General features: G+C 34.6%; 9 protein-coding genes. 8 read left to right on the forward strand and 1 reads right to left on the reverse strand.

Annotated features, from left to right (window positions below; translation table 11 throughout):
- Positions 1-39: 39 nt before the first annotated feature.
- The gene (locus BM227_RS08215; protein WP_092912862.1) at positions 40-1932 is read right to left on the reverse strand and encodes a hypothetical protein; all 1893 of its coding nucleotides are present in this window, start codon (positions 1930-1932) and stop codon (positions 40-42) included.
- A 170-nt stretch (positions 1933-2102) separates the two neighbouring features.
- On the opposite strand from BM227_RS08215, the gene BM227_RS08220 reads away from it, so the two are divergent.
- The 8 genes from BM227_RS08220 to BM227_RS08250 all read left to right on the forward strand — a co-directional run.
- Positions 2103-3380, forward strand: coding sequence for an MFS transporter (locus tag BM227_RS08220; protein ID WP_092912864.1), 1278 nt, complete (start codon positions 2103-2105; stop codon positions 3378-3380).
- Between the two features lie 51 nt (positions 3381-3431).
- The gene (locus BM227_RS08225; RefSeq protein ID WP_092912866.1) at positions 3432-4169 is read left to right on the forward strand and encodes a YebC/PmpR family DNA-binding transcriptional regulator; all 738 of its coding nucleotides are present in this window, start codon (positions 3432-3434) and stop codon (positions 4167-4169) included.
- A gap of 37 nt (positions 4170-4206) precedes the next feature.
- Complete coding sequence (locus BM227_RS08230) at positions 4207-5841, forward strand: bifunctional protein-serine/threonine kinase/phosphatase (protein WP_245757044.1); 1635 nt, start codon at positions 4207-4209, stop codon at positions 5839-5841.
- A 151-nt stretch (positions 5842-5992) separates the two neighbouring features.
- Positions 5993-6583 (forward strand): cytochrome C oxidase subunit II, encoded by a 591-nt coding sequence (locus BM227_RS08235; protein ID WP_092912868.1) that lies wholly within the window; start codon positions 5993-5995, stop codon positions 6581-6583.
- Positions 6583-8211, forward strand: coding sequence for a cbb3-type cytochrome c oxidase subunit I (locus tag BM227_RS08240; RefSeq protein ID WP_092912870.1), 1629 nt, complete (start codon positions 6583-6585; stop codon positions 8209-8211). Before BM227_RS08235 ends, BM227_RS08240 begins: the two co-directional genes overlap by 1 nt.
- Before the next feature lie 2 nt (positions 8212-8213).
- Positions 8214-8369: a hypothetical protein gene (locus tag BM227_RS12755; protein WP_177202023.1), complete on the forward strand. Its 156-nt coding sequence runs from the start codon at positions 8214-8216 to the stop codon at positions 8367-8369.
- 149 nt (positions 8370-8518) lie between these two features.
- Entirely contained in the window at positions 8519-9271 is a 753-nt protein-coding gene (locus tag BM227_RS08245; protein ID WP_092912872.1) for a nitrate- and nitrite sensing domain-containing protein, read from the forward strand.
- 57 nt (positions 9272-9328) lie between these two features.
- A partial coding sequence (locus BM227_RS08250) for a transposase family protein (RefSeq protein WP_143089721.1) occupies positions 9329-9597 on the forward strand: 269 nt, incomplete at its 3' end.

Here is a 9597-nt window from a genome sequence, read left to right on the forward strand (position 1 = left end):
TAACCGCATATCAAAAGAAAGTGATATGCGGTTATCTTATTATGCTAACTCTTTGATGATTTCAGTAAATACTTCGTATCGTTTTGAGCTAGGTGCTATCATCTTCATAATAATATCACCCAACTTTTGATCTATTGCACTATTGATTTTTGAAGGATGTTTTGGTGCAGTTGTTTCAATAGGGTTAAATAGATGTATTCCCTGATAAGCTTTTTCTCCAGTCAGTTTTTTGTAAATGGTTAGACCAAGTAAAAAGATTTCATTGTGTTCAGTATTTGGCTGCCATTTTGGATCAAAACTTACTTTTTCAAAACTGTTTGGTTCACATATGTTAATATTCCAGCGTAAAATAAACTCAATAGCTCCTTTTGAGTATCGTCTAAATAGTCTGCTTTCAAAACGCTCGAATGATTCACGAGGCTTACGCAAATCAAGATATGTTTTTGTAAGCTCGGCAACATAATATTTTGCTTTGGACAGAGGTACCGATTTCATAATGGTATAAGCCTCTTCTTGCGTTATAGAGGATTTTCCGCCTATTTGAATATGTACACCATAAACATTTTTACCATTCTCTTTAGCTTTACATCCTATAAACCCAATATCACCTAGTTCGTGTACGCCACAACCTTTGACACAGGCTGACCAGTGCATACGAATTGTAGCATCAGGTGGAAGAGGAACTGTTTTACCAAGGTAATCAGCCATTTCAATTGCATCAGATTTATTTGGAATAACACCAAATGGACATAAATCTATTCCTGCACATGCAACCAATTGATTGAAGTAAGGAGTAGAAACACATCTATATTTATCATAAGGTTTATGTTTCAAGACTTCATCAATATTTTTTTCATTAACGCCTAGTATGTAAAGGTTTTGTGTTGTAGAGATATTGAGTTTACCATTGCCAAACTCTTTTGTAAGCTCTGCTGCTTCTATCATAGCAGATCCACTGAAAATACCTGACGGCACTACCATATGCAGTGCATAAGTGCCATCTTTAAGACGAATACGCCCATCACGCTCTTCTGTACGTGGCTGTTTTACAAGTGTTTCTCCAGCTTCTTCGAAATCTTGTCCTGCAATCTCTTTAACTGTATCTACAACAAGTTTCATACCGGCTTCTTTGATTAGAAAGTGTAAGCGGTTTTTGTTACGGCTGTCACGAAAGCCGTAAGTTTTATACATTTTAATAAGTGCTTTATAGAATGGAATAACTTCATCATATCTAACAAAAACATTTGCTGACTCTGCAATTGCTCCTACTTTACCGCCAAGATAGACGTTAAAGCCATACTCTCCATCTTTCATTGCCAGTGCAAAACAGCAGTCGTGCGCAAAAAGGTTACAGCGATTTGTCATAGAACCACTTATAGAAGTGTTGAATTTTCTAGGAATTGTAGCGATCCACTCCTCTTTTTTTAGCCATATATCTTGCATTTGATCAACAAGTGGTGCTGTATCAATAATATTGTCATAACTTAAACGATTAAGAGGATCGGCTACAATATTTCTAAAGTTGTCTACACCTGTTTGCCAACTTGTTATTCCAACACTCTCCAACTCTTCTATAATATATGGAATATTCTCTATTTCAAGATAGCGCAGTTGCACCTGAGCTCTTGTTGTAAGATCCATATAGTCATTTCCATACTCTTTAGCTAAACGTCCAAGAACATAAGCTTGCTCACTAGTCAAACGTCCTGATGCTATACGTATACGCATCATAAATTTTCCAGGTGTTGCAGGACGGTCAAAGACACCGAAACATTTTAAGAAGAAATCTTTATCTTCTTTAATAATAGAGTCATAACCCTCTTTTGCATAAGTTTGAAGTGCTTCCCAAGCCTGTTTATATGTACGGGTCTCTTTTAGCTTCTCTATTTTATTTATTTTTGTGTGTTTTGCTTGAATATCTTTGAGTGTCATACACTCTCCTATCTGAAATTTTAAGATTTTTAGAAGTTTAACAAATCTTTTCTACTTAAACTGCCTGTTTTTTAATCAAAAAAATATCAACAAATAAGTGATTAAAAAATATACAATTAAAACTTATCAAATTTATTACAATTACAACATCAATTTTTTGAGGAGTTTTAATGAAGTTGGGTGAACTCAAAACAGCGGGACATTTACCTACGCTGATTGCGGCATTTTTATATTTTGATTTCAGTTTTATGGTCTGGACAATGCTTGGACCATTAGCAACTGAGATTTCAGAGTCTTTGTCAGTACATGGTTTTACACTCTCTCCTGACCAGAAGGCAACACTTCTTGCAATTCCTATTTTATCAGGTGCAATTTTGCGTATAGTTTTAGGTTTTGGTGTTGATAAGTTTGGACCTAAAAAGACAGCTCTTACAGCACAGTCAATTGTTATTGCATCACTCTTTTATGCATACTTTAGAGGTGAGAGCATTACATATAATGAGTTGTTAATGGTAGCATTGGGGCTTGGTTTTGCAGGTGCGTCGTTTGCTGTTGCTCTTCCTCAAGCAGGACAGTGGTACCCGCCAAGACTTCAAGGTTTGGTACTTGGGCTTGCTGGAGCTGGTAATATTGGTGTAGTTATTGACTTTCTATTTGCTCCAAAAATTGCAGAAATTTGGGGATGGCAGGCAGTTTTCCTTGTTGGTGGAATTCTTTCAACATTTATATTTATAACATATATGTTTATGGCTCAGGATGCTCCTGAAGATGTTTATAAACCAAATCCAAAAAAGCTTGGTGATTACTTAAAGCTGTTGCGTGATAAAGATACTTGGTGGTTTAGTCTCTTCTATGCAGTCAGTTTTGGCGGATTTGTTGGTTTTGCAAACTATATGAAAGTCTATTTGATGAATACTTATCAGATAGATATGAGTGCTTTTGGACACAATATTTTGGGTGAAGAGAATGTTAAAGTTGTAGCTGGTTACTTTGGTGCAATCTGTATCTTTGCAGGTGCAGTTTTAAGACCTGTAGGTGGTGGTATTGCCGATAAATTGGGAGGTGTTAAATCTCTTTACATCTTCTTTGGTGCAGTTACTCTTTTGGCTGTTTTAAATGCAACTGTTGTAAATAGCTTCTATTTGGCTATCTTGGTTCTATTTTTAATTATGGCAAGTTTAGGTATGGCTAATGGTGCTGTTTTTCAGCTGGTTCCACAGCGTTTTGGCAAAGATATGGGGATTATGACAGGAATAATCGGATGTGCCGGTGGTCTTGGCGGTACGGTTCTAATTAAAACACTTGGATGGTCTAAAGGTGCATTTGACGGGTATGCAGCAGGCTTTTTCCTCTTTGCAGGAGTTGTTTTAATGGCAATAATTGGAATTAGTTTGGTCAAAACCCGCTGGAGAACAACCTGGGGAATGAGTGCAGGAGGACGAATATAATTGCTTAATGATTTTCGGATATAATTTCGAAAAACATTTGAAGGATTTAAGATGGGACGCGCGTTTGAGTACCGCAAAGCAGCTAAACTTAAAAGATGGGGAGCAATGTCACGCATCTTCCCTAAATTGGGTCGGGTCATTACGATGGCAGCCAAAGAGGGTGGACCTGACCCTGAACTTAATCCAAAACTTCGTACAGCAATTTTAAATGCCAAAGCGCAAAATATGCCAAAAGACAATATTGCAGCGGCAATCAAACGCGCAATGGGTAAAGATGCAGCAGAGATTAAAGAGATTGCTTATGAAGCAAAAGGTCCTCACGGAACATTGATGTATATCGAGTGTGCTACAGACAATGGTACACGAACAGTAGCAAATGTACGTGCTATTTTGGTAAGAAATGGCGGTGAAATGCTTACTAGCGGTTCACTTGATTTTATGTTTACCCGCAAAGCAGTTTTTGAGTTTGATAAAACAGATTCAATTGATCTAGAAGAGTTAGAACTAGAACTCATAGATTTTGGTCTAGAAGAGCTTGAAGAAGATAGGTTGCCTCAAGAGAATGGTGAAGATAAAGAGATTATTCGTATTTATGGTGAATTTACATCATTTGGTGAACTGAATAAAGCTCTTGAAGAGCGTGGAATAGAGATTAAAAAAGCATCACTTCAACGCATTCCAAATGTTCCATTAGAGCTTGCAGAAGAGCAGATGGATGAAGTGAGTGAATTGATTGACAAACTTGAAGATGATGAGGATGTACAGGTAGTTTATACTAACCTTGCCTAATCATCTTAAATAGCCTAAATCCGAAGGAGGTAGTGAAGTGAAAAGTCAAATGTTCAGTGTCAGCTCCTTCGGTTTGGCAAAGGGTAAAGAGCTTGTTAGTGAAGATTTTGCTGCTGTTAAAGTAATAGATGACCTTTGCATAGGCATAGTTTGTGACGGAGTTGGCAGTGCAAGAGCTGGCGGAAAAGCTGCTCGCCGTGTAGTCAACTATCTAATGAATAACTTCAAGACCCGCCCAAGAAGCTGGAGTATAGAGAAATCACTTCGCCACTTCATTAATAATATCAACTCTATTTTATACAGAGAAGGGATAGATGAGTATGAGCGTCCTGAGTACGTTACAACTCTATCTATAGTAGTAATTGATGCTAATCGTCTTTATGGTGCCAATGTAGGTGATTCACCTATCTATTTGTACAGAAATTCCCATTTACAGCAGATAAGTTTTGATCATGTCAGTGATGAGCCTGGTATGGAACACGTTCTTATGCAAGCAATCGGACTCTCAGAAAGTGTTGATCCTTACTTTTTTGAAAACAATCTTGAAGTAGGGGATATTTTACTGCTTACTAGTGACGGTTTGCAAAAAGTTTTAGAAAATAGAGAGGTAGAAAACAGACTAAAGTTTGGTGCTAGCACTCTAATAAAAACAGCAAGCAAAAAAGTTAATGATGATTTGCCTGATGATACAACGGCAGTTGTAATTGAGATAAAGGGTGAAAGCAAACATCGTAAGCTTAAAAAGATTGAACTGCCTATTCCACGAACTCTTAAAAAAGATGAGATAATAGATGGTTATAGACTTTTAAAGCCTCTTATTCAAAATGATCGTACATGGTTGGCTGAAAAAAAGGGTGTTAAATATGTTTTAAAATTTCCACCTGTAGAAGCTATAGAAGATGAACAATATTTAGATCTTTTTGTAAAAGAGGCTTGGAATGCTTCACGCCTTAAAGCTGGTTTTTTTCCAAAAGCGGTAATTCCAAAAAATAGAACACAAAGATACTATGTAATGGAGTATCTTGAAGGAGTTACCCTAAAAGAGTTGATTGCAAAAAAAGCTCTGCCAGTAGAAGATGCTATTCAGTTAGGAAAGTTTTTGCTTCATGCTTGTAGTTTTTTACTCAAGTATGATTTGGTTCATGGTGATATTAAGCCTGAAAATATCATTGTTCTTAAACGTCACGGTAAACGTGTTTATAAACTTATTGACTTTGGATCAATTGTTGAGGTCTTCTCTATTGCCACTAGAGCTGGAACACCGAGTTATCTTGCTCCTGAGCGATTTACCGGTGAACCTATCAGTGAGCAGACAGAGATTTTTGCAATAGGAGTTACACTTTATGAATCTTTAACAAAAAAGTTTCCTTATGGTGAGATTGAACCATTTCAAACTCCTACTTTTAAAACACCAAAACCTGTACGCACATACAACAAAGCAGTTCCAGCTTGGCTTGAGTCGGTTGTAATGCGAGCAATAGAGAGAGATAAAGATAGACGTTATGAAGTTTATAGTGAAATGGAGTATGAACTAACGCATCCTGAAAAGGTAAAACCGTACTATCCAAAAGATATATCTCTATTTGAAAAAGAGCCTATTAAAGTTTATCGTTGGCTCTTTATTGGCTCTTTTCTTATCAATATACTTCTTCTTATTCTTCTTGTAAGATAAAAATTAGACAATAAAAACATATTAATGGCTAATTTTTAAGCATAATAGATCCTGATTTTAACAATTTAATTTGAAAACCTTGACTTAAGTCAAGAAATTAAAGTGTCAGCATCTTTATAATTTTAAGTTCAAAAAATTATAAGGAGTAAAGATGGCTGATTCAATTGATGTTTTAAGCACATTGAAACTTGTCTATACGATATATGCTCTTATTGTCATATCGTTAATAGGCTGGTTTGCTTTGCGCATTATGCAAGATGGAAAAAAGGAAGGGGCTAAACCAGTAGTTTTTTATGCATATATTGGTGTTTTAGTTGCTATTGGTACTGGTCTTCACTTTTTAACATACAATGTTGTGCCTTGGGTGCCTATTGACCTTGATAGAGCAAATCTAAAAGCAGATAAAACTTTCCATATAACCTACAAAGATCATAAGATAGAGTTAGATGAAAAACCTATGAAAGTAGAGTGTGGTAAAAAGGTTGTATTTGAAGTTGTAAGCGAAGATTTGACATATGGATTTGGACTTTTTAGAAAAAATCATACTATGGTTACACAGATGCAGGTTGTTCCTGGAAAAGTAAATGACTTAATGTGGGAATTTCATAAAAATGGGACTTACTACATAAGATCAACTGAATATTCTGGCCCAAAAGGTGCACAGATGATTGTTAAAGATGCTGTAGTTGTTTCAGGGTGTTCAGAAAATGACAAGTATGCTATGAATGAAGGAGGCAATTGATGAGTTTAATGCAAAAATTAATTGAAGGAAATGAAGGTGGCCTCAAGCATGAGACAATGACACCAATGCAAAAGATTGCACTTCGATTTGTAGTTATAGGTCTTTTATATTATGGTCTTGCTGCCCTTGAGGGAATGATAATGCGTATGCATGAGATTAAGCCTATTCCACTTATTGATGAGTCTCACTTCTTTTCAATTATGACAGTACACCCTATGGTAGGTATATTTGGTTCTTCATATATGATTGTATTTGGTGCATTTCTATTTTTAGTACCGTTTTTGATGAAAAAGCCTATTTATAGTATTAAGTTGGCAAATATTTCATGGATAAGTGTAGCTGGCGGAACATTTATTATGTGGCTTGCTGGATTTTTGTTTAGCTATGCTCCTCTTTATACCCTTTACTGGCCTCTTCCTGTTGATATGAAGCAGTTTACCACAATAGGTGGAATTGTTTACATTGTTGGTGTTGTGGGTATTATGATTGGTACATTCCTTTTTACTTATAATATCTTCAAAACAATTCTTTATACACCGGAAGGTTGGGAAAAACAGCCTGCAGGAGCATTACTTCGTTCTGCGCTTGGTCTTGAAGGATTGTTGAACTTTTTCAGAAGAGAGAAAAAAGAGCATCTTGTACCTCTTCCTATTGCAGCTATTTCACGTGGTACCATAGATATGGGACTTAATGCACTTGTTATCTCTTCAGCCGGTGTTCTAATTTTGATCTATCTTTTAGGTTCTCTGTTTGGTATTGACCTTAAAGATACATGGGTAGATGCACTTTTGTATAAAAATATTTTCTGGTGGGGTCTTGACCTTGTAGCAGATGGTCTTGTTCTTATTTTTGTTGCTGGTACTTGGTATCTTTTAGCAATGCTAATTACAGGAACAAAAGAGCTTTTTATGCAGAATATTGCACGTGCAGCACTTTTTGTAGAGATGGTTGTTTCTTGGACAGTTTGGTCTCACCACCTTATGTCAGATCAAGGTCAGTCCAATACTCTTAAAGTTTTATCTGGTGAAGTAGTTACTGCATTTGAGCTTGTTACACAGGGAATTGCAGTATTTATTGTACTTGTAACACTCTATCGTGCAAGACCTTTGAAAATGACTAATGAATTGAAGTTTTTACTAGGTGGAATTCTTGGTTTTATGCTTGCAGTTCCTGCTGGTATTATTCAAGCTGATCTTGGTATGAACCGTATTTTACACAATACTCAGTGGGTTATTGGAAACCATGTTCATGTTGCTATTCTTGTTGGGCTTACAATGACACTTTATAGTGCTATTTATGTACTGTTTCCTATTTTAACTAATGGAGTAAAACTATATAGTCAAAAACTTGCAAATATACACTTCTGGCTACACCTTATAGGTGGTATAGGAATGGGTGCATTTATGGGAATGGCTGGTATTGATGGTATGCTTAGACGATCTATCTATTATAACGGTGAATATAGCACTTATATGATACTAGCAGGTATATGTGGTGCGATGATGTTACTGGCATTTGTGATTTTTATGTATAACATTATAATGAGTGTAGGTATAAAAGGTTTAATAGGAATTTATAAACCTGCAACTATAGATACCAGAGAGTGTCTTAAGCCGGAAAAGGAGTAAAAATGAGATATTTTTTAATAGTTTTAATTCTTATTATTGTTGGAGTAATTGCACTCTTTGCAATAAAAGATAGTGTATTGCTTCTTGTTGGAGCAATCATTGCATTAATCATAGGATATTTTATGGCTGTTAGAACAATAGCGGCAGAAGAATCATAAAAAATATGGCAGTAGTTAATACTGCCATATTTTATACTACCTGTTACTACTATCTTCAAATATATATTTAATAATAAAAGATAACTGCTTTTTCTTTTGTTTTTATTTTTAAGTAGTTATACTTCGACAAATTCAAACAAAAGAGAGATATGTCGGAGTTTATAAAGAGTATTAAGCTTAAACTTATCATTATATTTTTACTTCCTGCAGTGGGTATGCTATATTTTTCTTTTGGATATGTGCATGAAAAGATATCTATGTATCAAAATACACGCTATCTTGAAAAAATTGTAGAGTATGTAAAAATAAGTTCTAGTCTAATAAGTGAATTACAGCGTGAACGAGGTTTAAGCATTGCATTTATCTCTAAAGAATCCTCTTATTTTTATAATGAACTAAAAAAGCAGAGAATTAAAAGTGATGAAGCATTTATACAATTTAATGCTCTTTTAAAAAACTACACTGAACTATATGATGAAAAAGATATAAAAACAATATTAGAACACTATACAGATATTAGAACTTATAGAAAAAATATTGACAATAAGACTATTTCAATATTTGATGTTTTAAATTTTTATAGCAAAATTGTTACTAACTTGATTGAAAGTACAGATGTTTTAAAAGCTCAATTTATAAATAAATCATTTTTTAATTTAATAGTCTGTTTTAATGATTTATTGAAATTAACCGAAGTTAGTGGCAAAGAGAGAGCAATAGTATCTTATATTTTAGAGACAGAAAATTTGACTCCAAAGTTATATAATATTTTATTAAGTTTAGAAATTGAGTATAAAGAGTTAAAAAAGAGGTTTTTAAGAGAGTCTTCAATTCAAGCACTTGCACTTTATAATAATAAAGTAAATACAGCCAAATCCGATGAAATTTTAAATATTTATTAAAAAAAGATTTTGGAAAGATTTTTGCTTGAGTTGACTCAAAAAAATGTGGGGTCAACAATGAAACAATATACAAAAGCAAAAGCATTGCTTGAATCGTTAAAGACAATACCAGATTATAGAGTAGATATAGGAAAGATACAGTATCCATTAGCAGAAGTGCTATTTATGGTGATATTTGCATTACTAAAGGGTAATACAAAATTCAAAGAGATATTTGGGTGGATGGTTTATAATAAAGAAAACCCGATACTTAAAGATATTTTTGAAAAAGATAAAATTGAAATACCGTCCAAATCTACATTGCATGATATATTGACAAACACCGA

It is taken from the genome of Hydrogenimonas thermophila, from assembly GCF_900115615.1.
GTDB classification, from domain to species: domain Bacteria; phylum Campylobacterota; class Campylobacteria; order Campylobacterales; family Hydrogenimonadaceae; genus Hydrogenimonas; species Hydrogenimonas thermophila.

What these genes read in the sequence shown, in the direction of transcription:
- BM227_RS08240 (WP_092912870.1), top strand. Translation starts at nt 6,583, where the DNA reads ATGAGTTTAATGCAAAAATTAATTGAAGGAAATGAAGGTGGCCTCAAG.
- BM227_RS08225 (WP_092912866.1), top strand. Translation starts at nt 3,432, where the DNA reads ATGGGACGCGCGTTTGAGTACCGCAAAGCAGCTAAACTTAAAAGATGG.
- BM227_RS12755 (WP_177202023.1), top strand. Translation starts at nt 8,214, where the DNA reads ATGAGATATTTTTTAATAGTTTTAATTCTTATTATTGTTGGAGTAATT.
- BM227_RS08215 (WP_092912862.1), bottom strand. Translation starts at nt 1,932, where the DNA reads ATGACACTCAAAGATATTCAAGCAAAACACACAAAAATAAATAAAATA.
- BM227_RS08235 (WP_092912868.1), top strand. Translation starts at nt 5,993, where the DNA reads ATGGCTGATTCAATTGATGTTTTAAGCACATTGAAACTTGTCTATACG.
- BM227_RS08220 (WP_092912864.1), top strand. Translation starts at nt 2,103, where the DNA reads ATGAAGTTGGGTGAACTCAAAACAGCGGGACATTTACCTACGCTGATT.
- BM227_RS08245 (WP_092912872.1), top strand. Translation starts at nt 8,519, where the DNA reads ATGTCGGAGTTTATAAAGAGTATTAAGCTTAAACTTATCATTATATTT.